This is a genomic window from Rhodomicrobium sp. Az07, from assembly GCF_018619475.1.
Classification (GTDB): domain Bacteria; phylum Pseudomonadota; class Alphaproteobacteria; order Rhizobiales; family Rhodomicrobiaceae; genus Rhodomicrobium.
Window position 1 is genome coordinate 33,751 of sequence record NZ_JAHFZG010000009.1, and the last position, 20,815, is coordinate 54,565.

Below are 20,815 nucleotides of genomic sequence, written 5' to 3' on the forward strand. Positions count from 1 at the left end.
GCCAAGCGTCACCCGCCGAGCTGCCCTTTCGTCGATGGAATTTCGCCGCGCGCGGCCTCGTCGATCAGAATGGCCTCACGCAGCGCCCGCGCCAAGCCCTTGAAGCAGCTTTCGGCGATGTGATGCGCATTCTCGCCGTAGAGCGTCTCGATGTGAAGCGTGATCCCGGCATTTTGCGCCAGCGCCTGAAAGAACTCGCGGAAAAGCTCCGTGTCCATCTGGCCGATCTTCTCGGTCGGGAACTTCACGCGCCATATGAGGTAAGGCCGCCCCGAGACATCGAGCGCGACGCGCGTCAGCGTCTCGTCCATCGGCAGGTAGGCGTGTGCGTAGCGGGCGATGCCGCGCTTGTCGCCCAGCGCCTGCGCGATGGCTTGACCCAGCGCGATGCCGACGTCTTCAACCGTGTGGTGTTGGTCGACGTGCAGATCGCCCTCGGCCGAAACCGCGATGTCGATGCGGGAGTGCTTCGAAAGCTGCTCCAGCATATGGTCGAAGAAGCCGACGCCCGTCGCTATTGAAAAAGCGCCGGTCCCGTCCAGATTTACCTCGACAGCGATCCCGGTTTCCTTTGTCTTCCGTTCGATCCGCGCTTTTCTCACAGTCTCGATCCTATACAGGCCGCGCAAGCGAAGCCGCTTCTTGACGGTTCAAACCCGCGTGCCATATCCGCTCGATAAAGCAGGTACGACAAATGATGCATTTTGCGCAATCCCCTCACGACCCCACGGGCTGGCACGGCACCACAATTCTTACCGTTCGCAAGGGCGGACGGGTGGTCGTCGCCGGTGACGGACAGGTGTCTCTCGGCCAGACGGTCATCAAGGCCAATGCGAAAAAGATTCGCACGCTCGGCAAGGGCAATGTGATCTCCGGCTTCGCGGGCGCGACGGCCGACGCCTTTACGCTGTTCGAGCGCCTCGAATCCAAGCTTGAGATGTATCCCGACCAACTCGTGCGCGCCTGCGTCGACCTTGCGAAGGACTGGCGCACCGACCGCTATCTGCGCCGCCTCGAAGCGATGATGATCGTCGCCGACAAGAACGCGACGCTGGTGCTCACCGGCACGGGCGACGTTCTCGAACCCGAGCACGCTATCATGGGCATCGGCTCGGGCGGCAATTACGCGCTCGCGGCCGCGCGCGCGCTCCTCGATACAGACCTTTCCGCGGAGGAGATCGCGCGCAAGGCCATGGCCATCGCCGCCGACATTTGCGTTTACACGAACAACAACATCATCGTCGAAAGCCTGGCGTCCAATGACTGAAGTCAATTTCTCCCCGCGCGAGATCGTCTCCGAACTCGACCGCCACATCATCGGCCAGCACGCCGCGAAGCGCGCCGTCGCCATCGCTCTGCGCAATCGCTGGCGCAGGCAGCAACTCAAGGACGAGATGCGCGAGGAGGTTCTGCCGAAGAACATTCTCATGATCGGCCCGACCGGCGTCGGCAAGACGGAGATTTCGCGCCGCCTCGCCAAGCTCGCCAACGCGCCGTTCCTGAAGGTCGAAGCCACGAAATTCACCGAAGTCGGCTATGTCGGCCGCGACGTCGACCAGATCATTCGCGACCTCGTGGAGAGCGCGATCGGCCTCGTGCGCGAGACAAAGCGCAAGGACGTGCGCGCGAAGGCGCATCTTCTGGCGGAAGAGCGCGTCCTGATGGCGCTCGTCGGCCCGAATGCGAGCCCCGCCACGAAAGACGCGTTTCGCAAGAAGCTGCGCGACGGCGAACTCGACGACAAGGAAATCGAGGTGCAGGTGGCCGATTCGGGCGGGCCAATGGGCGGCTTCGAGATCCCCGGCATGCCGGGCTCGTCCATCAGCATGATGAACCTCAACGACGTGCTCGGCAAAGCGTTCGGCCAGCGCACCAAGACGCGCCGCCTTTCCGTGCGCGATTCCTACGAGGTGCTGATCAACGACGAGAGCGACAAGCTGCTCGACAACGAGGCCGTGGTTCAGGATGCGATCACGGCGGTGGAGGAAAACGGCATCGTCTTCCTCGATGAAATCGACAAGATCACCGCGCGCTCGGAGCGGCTCGGCGCGGATGTCAGCCGCGAGGGCGTGCAGCGCGACCTGTTGCCCCTGATCGAAGGCACGACCGTCAGCACGAAATACGGCCCGGTGAAAACCGACCACATCCTGTTCATCGCGTCGGGCGCGTTCCATGTCGCGAAGCCTTCAGACATGCTGCCCGAGCTTCAGGGGCGCCTTCCGATCCGCGTCGAGCTTCAGGCGCTGACGGGCGACGATTTCCGCCGCATCCTGCGCGAGCCGAAGTCGAGCCTCATCAAGCAATCGATCGCGCTTATGGCAACCGAAGGCGTGGAGCTTGAGTTCAGCGAAGATGCCATCGACGCCATCGCCGACATAGCCGTGGAAGTAAACGCGAATGTCGAAAACATCGGCGCGCGGCGTCTTTCCACTGTCATGGAACGCGCGCTGGATGAAATAAGCTTCGAGGCAGCGGATAAAGGGCGTACAAAGTTCGTCATCGACGCCGCCTATGTAAAGGCGCAGGTGGGCGATCTCGCGAAGAACGCGGACCTTTCGAAGTTCATTCTTTAGGGTATTCCGCGAAAAGCAAGATCCGGTCTTGCATTTGATTTCCTGACCAGAAGCGTGAGCGTGCACGGCCCGCTCGAATGCTTTCGCTCTTCAAACATGCGCCCGATGCGCCAAGGGAGACGCCGCAATGACAAATCTTACCCCTGAGGGCGAGCGCCTCGTCGCCGCCATCGCCGAACGCTACCAGATCGCCATCGACTCGGTGAAAATCATGTTCGACGCCGTCATTCGCGGTGGCGGGAGCATGGCGCAGTTCAACTTGTCCGAGTTTGGCGGCGGCGGCCAGTGGATGCGCGGCGGCATGACCATGGTCGGCGACATGTTCAACAACTCCGCGAAGATCACGGTCGATAACCTCTGCAACGAGTTGTCGAACCTGATGTATCAGCCGGGCGTCTTTGCCCCGCAGCCGCAGCAGCAACCCCACGCGAACCAGAACTATTCCAATCAGCAGCAGCAGTCCGGCGGTTATCCCGGTCAGCAGCAACAGTCGGGTGGGTACGGACAGTCGCAATATCAGGGCGGGGGCGGATTCGGTTTCGGCCAGTCGTCGTCCGGCGGCTGGTGGCCATCGGAGCTTGGCAATCCGTCCTCCACGGGCGGGCAGAACACGACTCGCTACGCTTATTTTCCGGACTCCAATCGCCTCGCAATCGATTACGGCAACGGCCGCATCGAGGTCTACGATACGACGGGCTATTCGGTCTATGGCTTCGGCCAGCAGCAGGGCGGCGGCGAGAGCATGACGTTTTCGAGCCAGAACGGCACCGTGCGTATCGACACCCTGCCGCGCGTGGGCGGCTCCGCTGGACAAAAAGCTCCTGCCGCAGCGTCGCACGGCGGCGAGCATGCGTCGCCTGCTGCGGTAACGACCTCGGGCGCGCCCTCGGCGAGCGAGATTCAAAGCGCGGGGCTGGCCCTTCTCGAACAGCTCGGCGGTCTGCGCGACAAGGGTTACATTTCGGAAGAAGAGTTTGCCGCGAAGAAAGAGGCAATACTCAAGCGGCTGTAGTGGAGCTGTTACATTTGACATTTGAGCGAGACTTAATTCGCTGCACTAAGGTCACGAAAAAAGCCGTGCGATCCCGTTGCATGGGTCGCTCGCGCGGCGGCCTGACGACGAAAATCCACGCGCTCGTCGACGCCAACGGCCTGCCGATCGCGCTGAAACTCACCGAGGGGCAGGCGCATGACGGGCTGCGTGCGAATTTCGCGCCTTACGCGGCCCATGATCGGCTCAAGCGAGCCTTTCCATTCCGCCACGTTCGCGCGTTCGGCATAACCGCAGGCCCGTGCATTTCAACACCCTTTCGTTCGTCAACCATTCTCCGGTAACGCCGTACGCCGCTTCGGCGCATCTGGTTCGCCTCACGCTGCGATCAGCGGCGCCGCTCAAACGCCCGCCGCCGCGAGCAGCCGCTCGACCATGCCCCGATAGCCGGAACCGAACAGCCTTAGATGCACGAGCGCGGGCCAAAGCCGGTAGATCGGCTGGCGCTCATCGAAGCCGGGTTCGAGCGGGCCGTAGGCGTCGTAGAAGGCGCGGGGCGGCGTGTCGAACATGTTCAGCATCGCGATATCGACCTCGCCGTGGCCGTAATAGCAGGCGGGATCGATGAAGGACACGGCACCGCCGCGCGATACGAGCAAATTCCCGCCCCAGAGGTCGCCATGCAAAAGGCTCGGCGCGGCAAGCTCGGGCAGCCGATTGGGGAGCGATTGCGCCAGCGCTTGGAGGCGGTGTGCGAGGTCCGCGCCAACATGCGGGACATTCACAAGCAGACGGCGCTCGGCCCAGAAGGCGGGCCAGTTTTGCATCCAGCGGTTTTCGATAGCCACGCGCGCGAAGGCGTAATCGTCGTCCCATCCGCAACATTTGCCCTTTGCAGCATGGAGTGTGGCAAGCGCCACGCCGATTTGCGGCCATGCCCGGCTCATCGAGCCGCCCGCATCGAGAGCCTCGATCACGAGAACGCCGTCGCCCACTGCCAGAACCGCCGGGGCAGGCGCGCCAGCCGCCGCCATGGCCCGCAACATTCTCGCTTCAATTTCTGGCAGGCCGCCGCCCTTCACGACCGCCTCGCGCCCGTCGCCGAGACGGATGCGCACGATCTCCGACAGCGAGCCGCCGCCAAGCGCCGCCTCGGCCGCGAGCGTGCCGCCGAGAAGTGCCGCGCCCGCCTCGCCGAGCGTGCTCATTGCCCGTCGGCGATCGCGCGCGCCAGGGCCCGCGCGCCTTCCGTCACGTCGGCCCAGGTCGTGTCGAAACCCGCCTCGTCGCCATAATATGGGTCCGCGACCGCCTCACCTCTGCGCTCGTCCACATAATCGAGGAACAGCGCGAGCTTCGCCGTGCCATCGGACGGGCGCATCGAGCGAAGCACGGACAGATTCGAGCCGTCGAGTGCGACGATATGCGTGAAGCGGCGGAAGTCGTCCTGCGTGACGAGACGCGCGCGATAACCGCCGATGTCCTCGCCGTTCTTCCGCGCCACCGCCTGCGCGCGCCGGTCGGGCGGCTCGCCCACATGCCAGTTTCCCGTTCCCGCCGAATCGACTTCGACATCGAGGCCGAGTTTCTTCGCCTCGGCGCGGAACGCCGCTTCGGCGAGGGGCGACCTGCAAATATTGCCAAGGCACACGAACAAGACCGACGTTTTTATTTCCGCCATTATCGTTTCCCCGCTAGTAAAAAGCACAATCTGACCGCGTCCGCTTCGGCCACGCAACCTATACTTTAAGACAGCGATCACGGGCGAACCAGACGCGTTTCGCAGCTCGCCACGCACTCTTTCGATATTGCCCGCGCGGGGCGGCCCGGCAATGACGCATTTTCGCCCTTGATGCAGCCATAAATCCGTTGCACCACACAGCCCGGCGTTGCGGTCGCGAAATCGCGTGCGCGCGGATGCCTGTCGAAAATCAACACGCGGGACGAGGCATGACAGAAAAAGCCGTGAAAGAACCGGGCGCGTTCGCGCCGTTCGAGTGGCTTCTCGCTTTCCGCTATCTGCGCGCGCGCCGCAAGAAGGGCTCCGTGTCCGTCATCGCGTTCTTCTGCGTGCTCGGTATCGCGCTCGGGGTGGCCACGCTCATCATCGTGCTTTCGGTGATGAACGGCTTCCGCAAGGAATTGTTCGACAAGATCCTCGGGCTTAACGGCCATGTCATCGTGCGGCCGCTCGCGCGCCCGTTCACCGACTACGACGAAGTCGCGAAGCGGCTGAACGCCGTGAAGGGCGTCGACCATGCGCTCGCCGTCGTCGAGGGGCAGGTGATGATCTCCTCGCAGAACGGCTCGTCCGGCGTCATCGTGCGCGGCCTCATGGGGCGCGACCTCGAAGCCCTGAAATCGATCTCGGGCAATATCCGCTTCGGCACCCTAGACGGCTTCGACGATTCGGGCGGCATCGTCATCGGCACGCGCCTCGCGAACAGCCTCAATGTGTTCGTCGGCAGCGAGGTAACGCTGCTTGCGCCCAAGGGCGCCTCGACGCCGTTCGGCACCGCACCGCGCGTGAAGCGATATCGCGTCGCGGCCGTGTTCGAGATGGGCATGTCCGAATATGACGGCTCCATCGCCTTCATGCCGATGAAGGAGGCGCAAGGCTTCTTCAATCTTGGGCAGGCGGTGCATGTGCTGGAAGTCGTGATCGACAACCCGGACAATGTCGAGGCGATGCGCGGCGTATTGCAGGAAGCGGGCGGTGCCGACATGCTGCTCACCGACTGGCGGCAGCGCAACGCCACCTTCTACAACACTCTCAAGGTCGAGCGGAACGTGATGTTCATCATCGTGATGCTGATCGTGCTGGTGGCCACGCTCAACATCATCTCCGGCCTCACCATGCTCGTAAAGAACAAGGGGCGCGATATTGCAGTGTTGCGCACCATGGGTGCCACGCGCGGCGCGGTCATGCGCGTGTTCTTCATATCCGGCACGAGCATCGGCCTGATCGGGACGCTTGTCGGCGTCATCCTTGGCGTGCTCGTAAGCCTGCATCTCGAAGACATACGCCAGCTCGTTTCCTGGCTCACCAACACGCATCTGTTCGATCCGAGCGTCTATTTTCTGTCGAGCCTGCCGTCCCAGCTCGATCCCGCGGAGGTGATCGTGGTCGTCGTGATCGCGCTTCTTCTTTCGATGGGGGCTACGATCTATCCCGCGCTTCAGGCGGCGCGACTCGATCCCGTGGAGGCTCTGCGCTACGAATGAAAATTGTCACGCGCGATTTCGCGGGCACGAGGCCCGTTCTGCAACTCGTCGAGCTTGAGCGCACCTATGTGCAGGGCAACCGCACGATTGAGGTGCTGCGCCGCGCTTCCGCCGAAATATGCGACGGCGAGGCTGTGGCGCTCGTCGGGCCATCGGGGTCCGGCAAGTCGTCGCTGCTGCATATGGCGGGCCTGCTGGAAAGGCCGGGCGGCGGCGCCGTGCTGCTCAACGGCGTCGATTGCACCGCGCTGAACGACAAGGACCGCACGCGGGTTCGCCGGACGGAAATCGGCTTCATCTACCAGTTCCACAATCTCCTGCCCGAGTTCTCGGCGCTCGAAAATGTGATGATGCCGCAGCTTCTCGCGGGCGTTCGACGAAAGGATGCGAAGGAGCGCGCGCTCGAACTGCTCTCGACCTTCGGCCTTTACGACCGCGCTTCGCATCGCCCCGCCGAATTGTCGGGCGGCGAACAGCAGCGCGTCGCCATTGCGCGCGCGGTTGCGAACAATCCGTGCGTGCTGCTCGCCGACGAGCCGACGGGCAACCTCGACCCGCACACCGCCGACCGCGTGTTCGACGAACTCGTCTTCTTCATCCGAAATTCAGGTGTCGCCGCGCTCATCGCCACGCATAATTTCGAACTTGCCGGCCGCATGGATCGCGTGCTGCAACTCGATGACGGGGTGCTGGTCGAGGTTTCGCATCCCGGCCAGCAGAGCGAGGCGGACAACGCACAGGCGGAGCGCGAGGCGTTGGGCTAGTCTCGGCTTTGTGGCGCATCTTGCGCAGACCGAAAAGCCGCGCTTTTGCCGCAAGGCGTGCTCAACGGGCGGTGGCGCATGCAAGGCGAAAACGACCGAATGACAAAGCCCGAATCGGCGCGTCGCAGGCGCTTCCGCCGCGCGGCCATCGCGATCCTCGTTTTATCCGTGCTGCCGATGATCCCGGTGATCTTCGCCGCGAGCGTGGCGCATTTCGCGGGCTGCCGCCTCGACGAAAGCGGCGCGCAGACCTGCCTCATCGGCGGTTTCGACGCCGGGCCGCTCCTCTATACCGTGGGCATGGGGTTTTTCCTCATCGCGCTCCTGGCCATGATCGCGGGCGCGATTGCGGCGGCCATCTGGATCGCCGCCGTCGTTTTCTATGTCGTGCGCGGGATGTTCTTCCGGCGGTGACACGCCGCGCGCGTCACCCGATGGCGAGGTGCAGGAAGCGCTTGTAGATGCGCGCGAGCGTTTCGATGTCCGCCGTCGCCGTATGCTCGTCCACCTTGTGCGCCGTGGCATTCAGGAGGCCGAGTTCAGCGACCGGGCACAGATCCTTGATGAACCGCGCGTCCGACGTTCCGCCGCCGGTGGACAGCACCGGCTCGCGCCCCGTCTCAGCCAGCACCGCCGCGCCCAGCATTTTCACGAAGCCGCCCGGACTTGTCAGGAAGCTCTCGGATGCCGAATCGAAGGTCAGCGTATGCTCTACGCCGGTATCGAGGAGCGCGGCAGCTACCTCCTCCTCGATCCATGCCTTGAGCGCGGGCGCGGTGTGCAGATCGTTGAAGCGGATGTTGAAGCGCGCGGTTGCCTGCGCCGGGATGATGTTCGTCGCCCTGTTTCCGGTATCAATGGTCGTGATTTCGAGGTTCGACGGCTGAAAATGCTCGCTGCCTTCGTCGAGGCGGCGCGCCTTGAGAAGCGTCAGCGCGTCGATGAGGGCGGGCAGCGGGTTCCGCGCCTTGTGCGGATAGGCGACGTGCCCCTGCACGCCGCGCACGGTGAGTTCAGTACCGAGCGAGCCGCGCCGCCCGATCTTGATCGCATCGGCGACAGCATCTTCGGAGGTGCATTCGCCGAGCACACAGGCATCGGGACGTTCGCCCCGCGCGATGAGGCGCTCGACAACCTTGCGCGTCCCGTTGATCGACGGCCCTTCCTCGTCGGCGGTGATGAGGAAACTGATGGAGCCCGCCAGATTCGCCTTCTCGCGCAGATATCCGAGCGCCGCCGCAAGCGAGGCCGCGACCGCACCTTTCATGTCGACCGCGCCGCGCCCGTAAAGAACGCCGTCCTCGATCTCGCCAGCGAACGGCGGAAACCGCCACGCCGCTTCATCGCCCGGCGGCACGACGTCGATATGCCCCGCGAAGCAGATATGCGGCGTCCCGTCGCCGATGCGGGCGTAGAGGTTTTCGACATCGGCCGTTCCGGGCTCGCTGAAGCGCAGCCGCTCGCAGGCGAAGCCCGCCGCGCCGAGTTCGCGTTCCAGAAAGGCGAGCGCGCCGGCCTCGTCGGGCGTGACGCTTTCGCAGAGAATGAGAGCCTGGGCGTACTCGGTAGCGCTTGTCATGTCTTTTCTCTGTTTCCTCGGGCGATCAGGCTTTTTCAGTGGGTTCAACAAGCGGAACCGGTCAGGGGATCAGCTCTCGTGGCGGCCCGTTTTGCGGCTGGACCGTGGTAACGGGCGATGGCGGCGCGAACGCCGTGTCCGGCAGGCGGATCTCTTGGCCATGCGGCTGGCTCCCCAGCGAATTGTGCAGGATCATGATCTTCTGCCAGATCTTGTTGCTGAGTGACGCCGTCAATTGCTCGATGTCGTTCACCGCATCGAAAACAACGGGATCGCGGATGCTTTGCGCGTAAAGCGCCGCGAACTTGCTGATGAGAGACAGCATCTCCGAGCAATATTCGAGATAGCGAAGCAGCTCGCGCGGGCTCAGGTCTCGGTCGGGCGAGGATCGCGTGGGCGGCAGGTTTGCCGCCATCGCCGCCGGATCCTTGTTCATCTGGTGGCTGTCGACGACATGGGCGAAGGCACGCAAACTATGCAGCCCCCGCAGCGCTTCCTTGCGCTTCATGCGCGTCGCGCGATTTGTCACGAAGAAGATCACAAGGCCGACTGAAACGGCGACATGGATCGCCGCGCTGATGCCCTGCATTGCCTGAAAGAATTCCTGTTGCTTCGCAAACTGGATTTCGATCCACGGAATGCGCGCTAGGATGAAGACCGTGACTGCGAAGCCGATCATCGTCAACGCGCCGATGGCGAAATCCGCCGCCACGTTGCGCTTTGCGAGGATCCGCGCTTCCCGAGCGATGGCATGCGCGTATTCGGCGAGGCGCGTTGCCTCGCGGGTAAGCCCGCGATCGGGAAAGCGCTCCGCCACGCGATTTTGCAGCTTGTAGGCGGACTTGATGACTTCGGTTTCGTCAAGGGTCACGAAACGTGGCATGGTGTGCCTTCACGCAGCTGAAACTGGCAAATCACGCCACAGGAAAATGATCTGTAAGCCGATCTTCCGGGCGCGTGCCTTCTCTTGACGAAAGCCCCCTTTTCAGGCTTTTCGTGGGCAGCTTGGGTGGCGGCTTTGAGCGTTCACGCCTTTCCGGCGAGCGGATCGGGTCCGTAACGGTTCGGCCCCGTTTCCCCCGGCAGAACTCCGAATTGGAGCAATCCCCAGATCAGCGAAGCCAGAAAGAGAAGCGCCACGAGGCTGACCATGCCCTCGCTGATGGCGGCTTGTGCAACGAGGCCCGGCGCGAGGCCGAGTACGAAGAACGGGCCAATCAGAAGCAGGGTCAGCCAGCCGGAAAGCCCCCGGTCATGCAGGCGCTTCACGCCGAGCGCCAGCAGGTTCCATAGCGCAACGCAGAAGACGATCCCCGGAATGAACATCCACCGCGCGATCTCGGCGGCCACCGGCCTCGCCTCGTCGCTCTTGAGCCAATCCCGGTTGTTCATGTTCTGAACGATTTCAGGGTGGCGGTTGAGGTAGTCGTCAAGAAAAAGCATCGACGCGAAAAACACCGTCAGCGCAGCCGAGCCGACCATCAGCGTTCCCCGCCACCATTGCGCGCGGCTCAGGCGGCCTTCCAGTCCGAACAGTACGCTCCAGATGTCGTGATCGCCGCCGTAAAAGCCGGGCGGGAGCGTGTCGGGCCCATTCGGGTTCGGGCCGGGCGTGCCGCGAAGCACGCTCAGTTGCACGAACATGAAGATCGAAAAGCCGGTGAGCACGGCGGCGAGGAAGCCGGATGAGGCAGGCGTTCCCGCTTCGAGCGTGTCCGTCATCGGCACGAGCGCCATGGCGACGGAGAACGCGAAATAGGAATACCAGAGCCAGCGCGGCAACGCGCGGTCATGAAGGCGCTTCACGGACAATGCGCTCATCGGCCACGCGATCAACGCGAAATAGCTGAACCAAACCGGCTCCCACAGGCCCGACTGGTCGGCGGGGCGCTGCCAGACGGCGGGCGCGAGCGGGTCGCCCGTGGCAAGCCACGAGAGAAGGGCGGCGAAAGCGAGACCGGCTGCCGTCACCGCGAGGCTTCCGCCCCAATATGTCAGCCGGTTGATGCGGCCATGAAAGCCGAACAACACTTCGCCCCAGCCCATAGAATTCTCCATCGCGCTTTCGGCGCCTGAAGCCCGTCTTATCATCGGAACGGGCTCTTCTTCAGATTTAAAGACGGAATACGATCGGTATCCGTCTTATGAACTTCGTTTCCCAAGCCGCCCGCGTTCAGGAACCATCCGAACGCGCGACATTCTACTCGCGCAAAAGCTCGTTGATGGATGTCTTCGACCGCGTCTTTTCATCGACGCGCTTGACGATCACCGCGCAATAGAGCGACGGACCCGGCTCGCCGGAAGGCAGCGGCTTGCCCGGCATCGCGCCCGACACCACCACCGAATAAGGCGGCACGCGGCCATAGAAAACCTCCCCGGTCGCGCGATCCACGATTTTCGTGGACTGGCCGAGATAGACGCCCATCGACAGCACAGAACCTTCGCCGACGACGACGCCTTCGGCGACCTCCGCGCGGGCGCCGATAAAGCAATTATCCTCGATGATCACCGGCCCCGCCTGTAGCGGCTCCAGCACGCCGCCGATGCCCGCGCCGCCCGAGAGATGCACGTGCTTGCCGATCTGCGCGCAGGAGCCGACCGTCGCCCATGTATCGACCATCGTGCCTTCGCCGACATAGGCGCCGACATTCACGAAGGAGGGCATGAGGACGGCGTTCTTCTCGATGAAGGCGGACCGGCGCACGATGGAGCCCGGCAGCGCGCGAAAGCCGGCGGCGCGGAACCGCGCGTCGTCCCAGCCCGAGAATTTCGACGGCACCTTGTCCCACCACGGCCCCGGCGCTTCGCCATCGCCCATGAGCGCGTTGTCGTTCAGACGAAAGGAGAGAAGCACGGCTTTCTTCAGCCATTGATTGACGACCCATTCGCCGCCGACCTTCTCGGCCACGCGCGCCTTGCCGTCGTCGAGCAGCGCGAGGGCCGCCTCGACCGCGTCGGCGATCTCGCCCTTCTGCCCGAACCGGATGGCCTGGCGATCCTCGAACGCGGCATCGATGACCGCCTTCAGATCATTCGTCATGGCTGGAAACCTCCCGCTTTCTTCATCCAAATGCGTGCCCTCTGGCGGCACCGTCTGTCAAGCAGCTTGGAGGATCGCATCTTGCGGCTTAACGCGGCCTTCAGTACACAACCTGAAAGAGCATCACGAAGACGGACGCATCCTTTATTCTGGATGCAAATGCGAGTGAGGGGCCAAATGCCAGCTTTTCCGTCTTCGAAGCGCGCCGCGCAAATATGCCTTGCAGTGCTGCTGCTTTCCGTATCGGGCGTCGGTGCGGCGACCGCCGCCGGGTTCGAGTGTCCCGAGATCGGCAAGGGCGAGGTGCGGATTTCGCCCGCGCAGGCGAAGGTATTCACGGAGGGCAGCTCCTCGGATCTGGCGAACGAAATCACAAGCCTGATCGTGAGCCTGAAGTCTCAGCGGCCCGGCATCGACTATTCGAGCCTGCTGAATGCCGCGATGGCGGCATATTGCCCGGTCATCGCGGACGCGAAGAACCTGAGCGCGCAGGAGAAGTCGTCCCGCATCTGGAAGTTCGAAGCGGTGATGCGCGAGAGGCTTGCGTCGCAGATCTCATCGGCCGGCGATTCATCCATCCTGGCGCAGGTCGACATCTCGCCGAAGGTTTACGAGGCGCTGCGCGACAAGGCCGTTTCACTCGGCCAAACGCCATCGAAATACATGGCGTCCCTCCTCGACAAGGCTGTATCGGAAGCCGGGCAATAGCGCTCTCTTCCCGTTGCAAGGCTGACGCGACCGGGCGCATGGCACCGGCCGCAAACTGTCGCTTGCGCAGCCGTGCTCGTCGAACCGAACCCCTCGCCTTGAGCGCGGCGACGATTTCTTCAGGCGTCGCCGGAAGCGGACCAGCCGCCGGGGTCGGCTCGTTCTCATCCATTCCTCCGCAGCCCGACAGGCAATGAGCGGGACTTTTCCACATCCCGAAACCCTGTTGCCTTTACGCAAGCGCCCTGAATAGTATACCCCTCTAGGTTATATTTTTGGGGAAGGCTTCTGTCGGCATGGCGCATACCACCATCTACAAGGAGGCTCTGCTTGCTCGCGTTCGGCGCTTGAAAGGTCAGTTCGAAGGCGTGGAACGCGCCCTGGAGGCCGAAGCCGAATGCGCCGAGGTGCTGCGCCAGTTGGCTTCGATCCGTGGCGCCTTGGCCGGTCTGACTTCCGAGATCATGGAAGGGCATGTGCGCGGGCATATCCTCGCGGCAGATACGGAAGAAGACCGGAGCAAGGGCGCCGAAGAACTGATCCAGGTCATACGCACATACATGAAGTGACGTAACGCGGGAGAACGGCCGGTGACTCAGAACACCGCAACGAATTTCGTCCACGAGCACATATTCCTCGGACAGCATCACCAACGCAACGAACGCAAGGTCTGGCTTGTCATCGCGTTGACGGCCAGCATGATGGTCGTCGAGATCGTGGCGGGGACGATATACGGCTCCATGGCGCTCATCGCGGACGGGTGGCATATGTCGACCCACGCCGGGGCCATGCTCATCACGGCGCTCGCCTATCTCTATGCGCGGCGGCATGCGCACGATCCTCGCTTCACCTTCGGAACCGGAAAGCTGGGCGACCTCGCCGGGTTCTCAAGCGCGATTGTGCTTGCGCTCGTTGCGCTTCTGATCGGATGGGAAAGTCTCGTGCGGCTCGCCAATCCGATTCCGATCAGCTTCGAACAGGCGATCACGGTCGCGATCCTGGGGCTCGCCGTGAACCTCGTCAGCGCATGGCTGCTCAAGGACGACCATTCGCACCACCACCATCACGGGCACGCGCACGATCACAGCCACGACGACCACGATCATGAGAACCACCATGCCCGCGACAACAACCTTCGCGCTGCATATCTGCATGTGCTCGCCGACGCATTGACTTCGGTTCTGGCGATTGTCGCCCTCCTGCTCGGAAGCATCTACGGCTGGCTCTGGGCCGATCCCGTCATGGGCGTTGTCGGCGCGTTGGTCATCGCGCGCTGGTCTTGGGGACTGGTCCGCGACGCGGGCGGCGTGCTGCTCGACATGGTGCCGAAGCATGACAACCTCGAAGCCGAAATCAGGTCGGCTATCGAGGTCGGCGGCGAGCGCATCACCGATCTCCACGTGTGGCAAGTCGGCCCCGGCCATCACGCGGCCATCGTGGCGCTCGCATCGGCCCATCCGCGTGCGCCGTCTTACTACAAGGCGCGACTGGCCTCGATTCACGAACTCTCGCACGTCACTGTGGAGGTCGAGCCGCTCCCCATCGCGAAGGCTGCCTAGCCTTGTCGTTCTGGAAGCGGGGGCGTCGAGACAACTCGCCCCCGCACGGACGGGCCGAACGGGGGCGGTTATGTGCGTGTGAAGGCGCGAAAGCCTCCGGTCCGCAGCGCTTACGCGGCTTCGCTCGTCGACCCGAAGCCCTTCGCCTTGAGCGCGGCGGCGATTTCTTCGAGCGTCGCCGGATCGTCGATGGTGGCGGGCATCTTGTACGCCTCGCCGTCGGCGATCTTGCGCATGGTGCCGCGAAGGATCTTGCCGGAGCGCGTCTTCGGCAGGCGGTTCACCGTGAGCACCGTCTTGAACGCCGCCACCGGGCCGATCTGATCGCGCACCATGGCGACGATCTCTTTTTCGATCACGTTGATCTCGCGGATCACGCCTGCCTTCAGCAGCACGAAGCCCGCGGCCACCTGTCCCTTGAGACCGTCCGCCACACCGATCACCGCGCATTCGGCGACGTCCGGATGGTTCGCGACAACTTCCTCGATGGCGCCGGTCGAAAGCCGATGGCCCGCCACGTTGATGATGTCGTCAGTGCGCGCCATCACGAAGACATAGCCGTCCTCATCGATGTAGCCCGCGTCGGCGGTCTTGTAGTAGCCCGGATATTCGATGAGGTAGCCTTCGATGAAGCCCCGATCGTTGTTCCACAGCGTCGGCAGACAGCCTGGCGGCATCGGCAGGCGGATCGACAGAGCGCCGGTCTGGCCGCGCGCGACTTCCTCATTCGACTCATTCAGTACGTGAAGCTCGTAGCCCGGCAGCGCGAAGGTGGGCGAGCCGAGCTTGATCGGCGTCGTACCGAGCCCCGCGCAGTTGCCCGCGATGGCCCAGCCCGTTTCCGTCTGCCACCAGTGGTCGATGACCGGAACCTTCAACAGGTCTTCCGCCCATTGCACCGTGTTCGGGTCCGCGCGCTCGCCCGCGAGGAACAGATATTTCAGGCTCGACACGTCGTAATGGGCGAGGAACGAGCCTTGCGGATCTTCCTTCTTGATCGCGCGGAACGCCGTCGGCGCGGTAAACAGCGCCTTCACCTTGTGCTGCGCGATGACGCGCCAGAACGCGCCCGCGTCCGGCGTGCCGACGGGCTTTCCCTCGTAGACGATGGTGGTCGCGCCGTGCAGCAGCGGCCCGTAGACGATGTAGGAATGGCCGACGACCCAACCCACGTCCGACGAGGCCCAGAACACTTCGCCCGGATCGATGTCGTAATGGTTCTTCATCGTCCATTTCAGCGCGACCATATGGCCGCCGATGTCGCGGACGACGCCCTTCGGGCGGCCGGTCGTGCCGGACGTATAAAGGATGTAAGCCGGGTCCGTCGAAGCCATCGGCTCGCAGGGAGCGCTGACGCCGCGCGCCTTCGCGTCGTCGAGAAGCGCCGCATAATCGAAATCGCGGCCTTCGATGAGCGTCGCAAGTTCCTGCGGGCGCTGCACGATGATGCAAACCTCGGGCTTCACCGAGGAAAGCTCGATGGCGTGGTCGAGGAGCGGCTTGTAGTGGATGACGCGGGTCACTTCGATGCCGCAGGACGCGGTGATGACCGCCTTCGCCTGCGTGTCCTCGATGCGGATGGCGAGTTCGTTCGCCGCGAAGCCGCCGAACACCACCGAGTGGATCGCGCCGATGCGGGCGCAGGCCAGCATCGCAATAAGCGCCTCGGCGATCATCGGCATGTAGACGATGACGCGGTCGCCCTTGCCGATGCCCTTTTCCTTCAGCACGCCCGCGAAGGTGGCGACTTCCGTCAGGAGGTCGGCATAGGTCAGGATGCGCACCTGGCCCGTGACAGGGCTGTCGTAGATGATGGCGGGCTGATCGGCGCGGCCGTTCTTAACGTGGCGGTCGATGCAGTTCCAGGCCGTGTTCGTGACGCCGCCCGTGAACCAGCGGCCGTAAACGCCTTCGTTCGCGTCGAAGATCTTCTTCGGCTGCTCGAACCAGTCGATCTCGCGTGCGGCTTCGGCCCAGAAACCCTCCGGGTCGCGCTTCCAGCTCTCGTAAACGTCGTGATAGCGGCTTTGAGCCGGATTTGGCGAAGTCATAGGCAGTCCTCCAGATTGCCCGCATAGTGCTCAAAGTGGCGGCTGTTCCGCAAGATGCGAACTGCGGCAAAAAAGCCGTCCGGAGAAGCAGGAGCTTGCTTCTTTGGTATAAGCTTGCGGCCTTTTTGTACGAAGATGACGAAGCGCCACGATTGAGCGCAATTTTCAGAAATCGGCTTGTTTCGATCCGCGCCGCTCCGATTTTGAGTTATAAAAGCCCCCGCGGGAGCCGATCTTTCGAAGAGGAATTCCACGATGCCGCTAATCGAAATGCCGTTCCTCACCACCGTCTGCGGGCTGGAGGAACTGGCCGGACATTCGTCGCGCGAGGTGAGCCACGTTCTGTCGATCCTCGATCCCGACGAACCCGAGCCGCCGGCTTTTGGCACTTACGGAGAGCACGCGCGGCTTGAGATGCGGTTTCACGACATCATCGAGGAGACGGCCGGACACATCGCGCCGACGCCCGACGACGTTGCGCAAATGCTGGCGTTCGGGCGCGACTCGGTGGCCGAGGCCGGGAGCCTCAGGCACTTGCTCGTTCACTGCCACATGGGAATTTCGCGCTCGACCGCCACAATGGCGCTGCTGCTTGCGCAGTCGCAGCCGACGCTCGCCGCCGATTCGATCATGATGCATATCTTCGCGATGCGAGACAAGGCATGGCCGAACCTGCGCATTCTGGAGTTTGGCGAAGCGATCCTGGGCAGGAACGGCGAGTTCACGCAGGCGGCGGGAGCGATCTACCGGATTCAGCTCGAACGCCGACCGGAGATCCGCGAGTTTTTCGTCAACGCCGGACGCGGCCGCGAAATCGACGCAGCGGACCGCGTATAGTCGAAAAAGCAGCGCGTGCAAATCGCGCTGCCGTCATCTCGTTTGACTGAGACGCGTTACTCGAACTGGCGGGACGCCGAACTTACTTCACGGCGATGATGACGTCCGAAGACTTGATGATGGCGGACGCTTCCATGCCGTCTTTCAGGCCAAGATCTTCGACGGACTCATTTGTGATCGCGGCGGTGATCGTCGTTCCGCCGACGTCGAGCATGACATGCGCCGTCGTCGTGCCCTTGATAACCTTGGTGATCTTGCCGGTGAATACATTCCGCGCGCTGACTTTCATCGGGGGGCTCCTTTATAAACGATCAGCATAAGGTCGCACACAAAGTATGGCGTTCTTGCGAAACCGCAAGTGCGGATTCGAGGCAATGCTATATAATATATTATACATATCGCCTGAACCGGGCGGACCTATTTATCTTCGTCGTTGGCGCAACAGGTTGGCGCTTGGCAGGGGGCACCTCACCCGGTGTTCCTGATGCCGGCGGCCACGCCGTTGATCGAAATCTGAATCGCCAGCCGGATCTTTTCCGCGTGATCGCCGCGCCGCCAGCGCTTCAACAACTCGATCTGAAGATGGTTCAGCGGCGCGATATACGGAATGCGCCGGGAAATTACGCGCGCTAGCGGCGGGTTATCGGCGAGACGATGCGGCGACCCGGTTATGATGTTCAGAGCCTCGACGGCGGCGTTCCATTCCACCAGCAGCGCCCCCGTCACGCGGCGCGCAAGCTGCCTGTCCGGCACGAGATCGGCATAGCGCCGCGCGATCCGCATGTCCGCCTTGGCAAGCACCATGTCCATGTTGGAAAGCAGCGCGCGGAAGAACGGCCATTCACGCCGCATGCGCCGTAACAGCGCCGTGCGTTCGAACGGAGCTTCCTTCGCGTAGGCGCGAACCGCCGTGCCGAAGCCGTACCAGCCGGGAAGCGCCGCGCGCGCCTGTCCCCAGGAGAAGCTCCACGGGATCGCGCGCAAATCCTCGATGCGTTGTGTCGCCTTTCGGGAGGCGGGGCGCGAGCCGATGTTGAGTTCGGCGATTTCCGCAATGGGCGTGGCGGCGAAAAAGAAGGCGTCGAAGCCCTCCAGATCGTAAACGAGCGCGCGATACGACTTCATGCTCAGTGCCGAAAGCTCCTCCGCCGCTTCGAGGAATTCGGGCGGGACAGGCTGCCGGGGCGACAGCAATGTCGCTTCGATGGAGGCGGCGGCGAGCGATTCGAGATTGCGCCGGGCGATTTCCGCATGGGCGTATTTCGACGCGATCACCTCGCCCTGCTCCGTGATGCGGATCTGGCCGTTCACCGTGCCCGCGGGCTGCGCCAGCACGGCCTGATAAGTCGGGCCGCCACCGCGCCCCACCGTGCCTCCGCGCCCGTGGAAAAGACGCAGGCGCAGCCCGTCTTCCGCGCACAGTCCTTCGAGCGCGACCGACGCGCGGTAAACTTCCCAGTTGCTCGTGAAGAAGCCGCCGTCCTTGTTGCTGTCGGAATAGCCGAGCATCACCTCCTGAATGCCGTCGCCGGCAGCCGCGAGTCGATGGATGCCCGGCAGCGCGAAGAAGTCGCGCATGATGTGCTCGGCGCGGCGCAGGTCCGGGATGGTCTCGAACAGCGGCACCACGATCAGCGCCGCGCGCGCGTCCGCGTCGCCGAGCGCGCCCTTCATCAGCCCCGCCTCCTTCTGAAGCACGATGACTTCCAGAAGGTCGCTCACGGTCTCCGTGTGGCTGATGATGTACTGGCGGATGGCGCGCTCGCCATAGGTGGCGCGCAACATTTGCGCGGTGTCGAGGATGGCGAGTTCCGAGGCGGCGAGATCCGAATAAGCGGCCGTCGGGATGCGAAGCTGGCGCGGGTCGCGCAGCACCGAAAGCAGCACGGCCTGCTTTTCCTCTTCACCGAGGCTCTTGTATTCGGGCGCGACACGGGCGGTCGCCAGAAGCTCGGCGACCACCTCCTCATGCTTGTCGGAATTCTGGCGGAGATCGACGGTGGCGAGATGGAAGCCGAACACCTCGACGGCGCGGCGCAAGGGGCCGAGCCGCGTTTCGATCAGCGCGCCGCCCTTGTTCGCCCGAAGCGACTCCTCGATCACGACGAGGTCGGCGAGGAAATCCTCGGCCCGCGCATAAGGCGCCGCGGAGGTGAGCGGCGGCCGGAGCGCGGACGTGTCGGCGAGCTTTCGCAGCGTCATGGCGAGCCGCGCATAGATGCCCGTCAGCGCGCGGCGATAAGGCTCGTCGGCTCGGTGCGGGTCGTTGTCGTTCGACCGCTCGGCCAGCGCCTTAAGCTCGGGCGTGCATTGCGTGAGGCGCGTGGACAGCGGCATTTCGATGCCGAGTTCGTTCACTTCGGTCAGATAATTGCGCAGCGCGATTTCGCTTTGCCGCCTGAGCGCCAGCCGCAGCGTGTCGGCGTTCACGTTCGGATTGCCGTCGCGGTCGCCGCCGATCCACGATCCCATCTGGAAGAAAGAGCCGACATGCGGCTTGCCGATGCGCTGTTCCAGCGTTTCGTAAAGGCGCGGGATTTCCGTGAGAAAGCTCGACTTGTAGAAGCGCAGCGCGTTCTCGATCTCGTCGGCGACCGTGAGACGGGTGGAGCGCAGCAGCCGCGTCTGCCAAAGTTGCAGCACTCGCCCACGCAGCAGCGCCTCGTTGCGCTTCAGTTCGAGGCCGGTGAGGCGGTCGCGTTCTTCGAGCAGGCGCTCTATGGAGCTTGTGGCATCGAGGATGCTGCGCCGCTGGACCTCGGTCGGATGCGCGGTCAGCACCGGCGAGACAAGGCTCGTCGCCAGCATGTCGAACACGGTGTCGGTTTCGATACCGGCTTTCGCCAGGCGGTCGAAGGTAAGGTCGAGGCTCCCTCCCTGCCCGTCGGGACGCTGCTCCAGGGCGACGCGCGCCGCGCGGATGCGGTGCCGGTCTTCCGCGATGTTGGCGAGGTGGGAAAAATAGCTGAAGGCGCGCGCGATGATCACCGCCTGTTCGGGCGTGACGCCGGCCATGATGTCGTCCAACGCACGGGCGGCGTCGGTATCGGCCTCGCGCTCGAAGGCGACACTCAGCCGCCGGATCGTCTCGATGATGCGGAAGGCTTCCTCGCCCTCCTGCTCGCGGATCGTGTCGCCGAGGAGCGCGCCCAGAAGGCGGATGTCGTCCTGAAGGCGGGATTCGAGATCGGAAAGACCGCCGAGGGCGGGACTAAGCGTGTCGATCATGGCACTCTCTTTGAGCCGAACTCGGTTTTCGCCCGCCGGCTTCACAAGAGGAACCCGACGGCGCGGCTTGCAAGCTTCCTTCTTGTCCGAAGGCTGAACAAAAAACGTCGAATGCCGCGCTGCGTCATTTTGCGCGAAGCCGGCCAATTTGCCTAGCGTTTCCGTGAACGGGCAGGGACCTGTTTAATGTCGACAGTTTTTCCCGTCAGCTATATAGACAGGGATACATTGCATATATACAGACGGACATATCTCACCCA

20 protein-coding genes and 1 pseudogene are annotated in these 20,815 nt (G+C 63.4%); 11 read left to right on the plus strand and 10 right to left on the minus strand.

What is annotated here, in order from left to right; translation table 11 throughout:
* Positions 1–8: 8 nt before the first annotated feature.
* Positions 9–602 (minus strand): imidazoleglycerol-phosphate dehydratase HisB, encoded by a 594-nt coding sequence (gene hisB, locus KKP04_RS08330; RefSeq protein WP_215029207.1) that lies wholly within the window; start codon positions 600–602, stop codon positions 9–11.
* Positions 603–694: 92 nt separating this feature from the next.
* Between hisB and hslV the strand changes: the two genes are divergently transcribed.
* The 4 genes and pseudogenes from hslV to KKP04_RS08350 form a co-directional block, all read left to right on the plus strand.
* Positions 695–1,267 carry an ATP-dependent protease subunit HslV gene (gene hslV, locus KKP04_RS08335; RefSeq protein WP_215029212.1) on the plus strand — a complete coding sequence of 191 codons (573 nt, stop codon included), beginning with the start codon at positions 695–697 and terminating at the stop codon, positions 1,265–1,267.
* Positions 1,260–2,573 (plus strand): ATP-dependent protease ATPase subunit HslU, encoded by a 1,314-nt coding sequence (gene hslU, locus KKP04_RS08340; RefSeq protein WP_215029216.1) that lies wholly within the window; start codon positions 1,260–1,262, stop codon positions 2,571–2,573. Before hslV ends, hslU begins: the two co-directional genes overlap by 8 nt.
* 127 nt (positions 2,574–2,700) lie before the next feature.
* Positions 2,701–3,585, plus strand: a complete 885-nt coding sequence (locus KKP04_RS08345) for an SHOCT domain-containing protein (RefSeq protein ID WP_215029219.1) — start codon at positions 2,701–2,703, stop codon at positions 3,583–3,585.
* 80 nt (positions 3,586–3,665) lie between these two features.
* Positions 3,666–3,767, plus strand: a pseudogene (locus tag KKP04_RS08350) (IS5/IS1182 family transposase); the annotation flags it as partial.
* A 198-nt stretch (positions 3,768–3,965) separates the two neighbouring features.
* On the opposite strand, the gene KKP04_RS08355 reads toward KKP04_RS08350, so the two are convergent.
* The gene (locus tag KKP04_RS08355; RefSeq protein WP_215029222.1) at positions 3,966–4,772 is read right to left on the minus strand and encodes a fructosamine kinase family protein; all 807 of its coding nucleotides are present in this window, start codon (positions 4,770–4,772) and stop codon (positions 3,966–3,968) included.
* On the minus strand, positions 4,769–5,245 hold the full coding sequence (locus KKP04_RS08360; RefSeq protein WP_215029225.1) for a low molecular weight protein-tyrosine-phosphatase: 477 nt from the start codon (positions 5,243–5,245) through the stop codon (positions 4,769–4,771). The genes KKP04_RS08355 and KKP04_RS08360 overlap by 4 nt, the downstream gene beginning before the upstream one ends.
* 269 nt (positions 5,246–5,514) lie before the next feature.
* Between KKP04_RS08360 and KKP04_RS08365 the strand changes: the two genes are divergently transcribed.
* The 3 genes from KKP04_RS08365 to KKP04_RS08375 all read left to right on the plus strand — a co-directional run bounded on the left by KKP04_RS08365 (position 5,515) and on the right by KKP04_RS08375 (position 7,967).
* On the plus strand, positions 5,515–6,789 hold the full coding sequence (locus KKP04_RS08365; RefSeq protein WP_215029228.1) for a lipoprotein-releasing ABC transporter permease subunit: 1,275 nt from the start codon (positions 5,515–5,517) through the stop codon (positions 6,787–6,789).
* Entirely contained in the window at positions 6,786–7,553 is a 768-nt protein-coding gene (locus tag KKP04_RS08370; protein ID WP_215029232.1) for an ABC transporter ATP-binding protein, read from the plus strand. The genes KKP04_RS08365 and KKP04_RS08370 overlap by 4 nt, the downstream gene beginning before the upstream one ends.
* A gap of 99 nt (positions 7,554–7,652) precedes the next feature.
* The gene (locus KKP04_RS08375; protein WP_215029235.1) at positions 7,653–7,967 is read left to right on the plus strand and encodes a hypothetical protein; all 315 of its coding nucleotides are present in this window, start codon (positions 7,653–7,655) and stop codon (positions 7,965–7,967) included.
* Between the two features lie 13 nt (positions 7,968–7,980).
* On the opposite strand, the gene dapE is transcribed toward KKP04_RS08375, so the two are convergent.
* The 4 genes from dapE to dapD form a co-directional block, all read right to left on the minus strand.
* Positions 7,981–9,132, minus strand: a complete 1,152-nt coding sequence (gene dapE, locus KKP04_RS08380) for a succinyl-diaminopimelate desuccinylase (RefSeq protein ID WP_215029250.1) — start codon at positions 9,130–9,132, stop codon at positions 7,981–7,983.
* A gap of 61 nt (positions 9,133–9,193) precedes the next feature.
* Entirely contained in the window at positions 9,194–10,015 is an 822-nt protein-coding gene (locus KKP04_RS08385; RefSeq protein WP_215029253.1) for a hypothetical protein, read from the minus strand.
* A 143-nt stretch (positions 10,016–10,158) separates the two neighbouring features.
* Positions 10,159–11,190: a DUF805 domain-containing protein gene (locus KKP04_RS08390; RefSeq protein WP_215029256.1), complete on the minus strand. Its 1,032-nt coding sequence runs from the start codon at positions 11,188–11,190 to the stop codon at positions 10,159–10,161.
* Between the two features lie 142 nt (positions 11,191–11,332).
* Positions 11,333–12,172, minus strand: a complete 840-nt coding sequence (gene dapD / locus KKP04_RS08395; RefSeq protein ID WP_215029259.1) for a 2,3,4,5-tetrahydropyridine-2,6-dicarboxylate N-succinyltransferase — start codon at positions 12,170–12,172, stop codon at positions 11,333–11,335.
* Positions 12,173–12,349: 177 nt separating this feature from the next.
* Between dapD and KKP04_RS08400 the strand changes: the two genes are divergently transcribed.
* From KKP04_RS08400 to dmeF, 3 genes are all read left to right on the plus strand, one after another.
* Entirely contained in the window at positions 12,350–12,880 is a 531-nt protein-coding gene (locus KKP04_RS08400; protein WP_215029262.1) for a hypothetical protein, read from the plus strand.
* Positions 12,881–13,176: 296 nt separating this feature from the next.
* A complete protein-coding gene (locus KKP04_RS08405) occupies positions 13,177–13,449 on the plus strand; it encodes a metal/formaldehyde-sensitive transcriptional repressor (protein WP_215029265.1) in 273 nt (90 codons plus the stop codon).
* Positions 13,450–13,470: 21 nt separating this feature from the next.
* Positions 13,471–14,439: a CDF family Co(II)/Ni(II) efflux transporter DmeF gene (gene dmeF, locus KKP04_RS08410; protein WP_215029280.1), complete on the plus strand. Its 969-nt coding sequence runs from the start codon at positions 13,471–13,473 to the stop codon at positions 14,437–14,439.
* Between the two features lie 110 nt (positions 14,440–14,549).
* Here dmeF and KKP04_RS08415 read toward each other — a convergent pair whose 3' ends face one another.
* Positions 14,550–16,490 carry a propionyl-CoA synthetase gene (locus KKP04_RS08415; protein ID WP_215029283.1) on the minus strand — a complete coding sequence of 647 codons (1,941 nt, stop codon included), beginning with the start codon at positions 16,488–16,490 and terminating at the stop codon, positions 14,550–14,552.
* Positions 16,491–16,745: 255 nt separating this feature from the next.
* Between KKP04_RS08415 and KKP04_RS08420 the strand changes: the two genes are divergently transcribed.
* Positions 16,746–17,327 (plus strand): tyrosine phosphatase family protein, encoded by a 582-nt coding sequence (locus tag KKP04_RS08420; protein WP_215029286.1) that lies wholly within the window; start codon positions 16,746–16,748, stop codon positions 17,325–17,327.
* A gap of 82 nt (positions 17,328–17,409) precedes the next feature.
* Here the strand turns inward: KKP04_RS08420 and KKP04_RS08425 are convergent, their stop codons facing one another.
* Positions 17,410–17,616, minus strand: a complete 207-nt coding sequence (locus tag KKP04_RS08425) for a molybdopterin-binding protein (RefSeq protein ID WP_215029290.1) — start codon at positions 17,614–17,616, stop codon at positions 17,410–17,412.
* Positions 17,617–17,795: 179 nt separating this feature from the next.
* Entirely contained in the window at positions 17,796–20,555 is a 2,760-nt protein-coding gene (ppc, locus tag KKP04_RS08430; protein WP_215029293.1) for a phosphoenolpyruvate carboxylase, read from the minus strand.
* Positions 20,556–20,815: the final 260 nt, after the last annotated feature.

Coding starts and splice junctions, on each gene's coding strand:
- KKP04_RS08385 (WP_215029253.1), bottom strand. CDS start 10,015: ATGCCACGTTTCGTGACCCTTGACGAAACCGAAGTCATCAAGTCCGCC.
- KKP04_RS08375 (WP_215029235.1), top strand. CDS start 7,653: ATGACAAAGCCCGAATCGGCGCGTCGCAGGCGCTTCCGCCGCGCGGCC.
- KKP04_RS08400 (WP_215029262.1), top strand. CDS start 12,350: ATGCCAGCTTTTCCGTCTTCGAAGCGCGCCGCGCAAATATGCCTTGCA.
- KKP04_RS08365 (WP_215029228.1), top strand. CDS start 5,515: ATGACAGAAAAAGCCGTGAAAGAACCGGGCGCGTTCGCGCCGTTCGAG.
- KKP04_RS08420 (WP_215029286.1), top strand. CDS start 16,746: ATGCCGCTAATCGAAATGCCGTTCCTCACCACCGTCTGCGGGCTGGAG.
- KKP04_RS08360 (WP_215029225.1), bottom strand. CDS start 5,245: ATGGCGGAAATAAAAACGTCGGTCTTGTTCGTGTGCCTTGGCAATATT.
- KKP04_RS08425 (WP_215029290.1), bottom strand. CDS start 17,616: ATGAAAGTCAGCGCGCGGAATGTATTCACCGGCAAGATCACCAAGGTT.
- KKP04_RS08355 (WP_215029222.1), bottom strand. CDS start 4,772: ATGAGCACGCTCGGCGAGGCGGGCGCGGCACTTCTCGGCGGCACGCTC.
- dapD (WP_215029259.1), bottom strand. CDS start 12,172: ATGACGAATGATCTGAAGGCGGTCATCGATGCCGCGTTCGAGGATCGC.
- KKP04_RS08370 (WP_215029232.1), top strand. CDS start 6,786: ATGAAAATTGTCACGCGCGATTTCGCGGGCACGAGGCCCGTTCTGCAA.
- dapE (WP_215029250.1), bottom strand. CDS start 9,132: ATGACAAGCGCTACCGAGTACGCCCAGGCTCTCATTCTCTGCGAAAGC.
- KKP04_RS08415 (WP_215029283.1), bottom strand. CDS start 16,490: ATGACTTCGCCAAATCCGGCTCAAAGCCGCTATCACGACGTTTACGAG.
- hslV (WP_215029212.1), top strand. CDS start 695: ATGATGCATTTTGCGCAATCCCCTCACGACCCCACGGGCTGGCACGGC.
- KKP04_RS08345 (WP_215029219.1), top strand. CDS start 2,701: ATGACAAATCTTACCCCTGAGGGCGAGCGCCTCGTCGCCGCCATCGCC.
- ppc (WP_215029293.1), bottom strand. CDS start 20,555: ATGATCGACACGCTTAGTCCCGCCCTCGGCGGTCTTTCCGATCTCGAA.
- KKP04_RS08390 (WP_215029256.1), bottom strand. CDS start 11,190: ATGGAGAATTCTATGGGCTGGGGCGAAGTGTTGTTCGGCTTTCATGGC.
- KKP04_RS08405 (WP_215029265.1), top strand. CDS start 13,177: ATGGCGCATACCACCATCTACAAGGAGGCTCTGCTTGCTCGCGTTCGG.
- hslU (WP_215029216.1), top strand. CDS start 1,260: ATGACTGAAGTCAATTTCTCCCCGCGCGAGATCGTCTCCGAACTCGAC.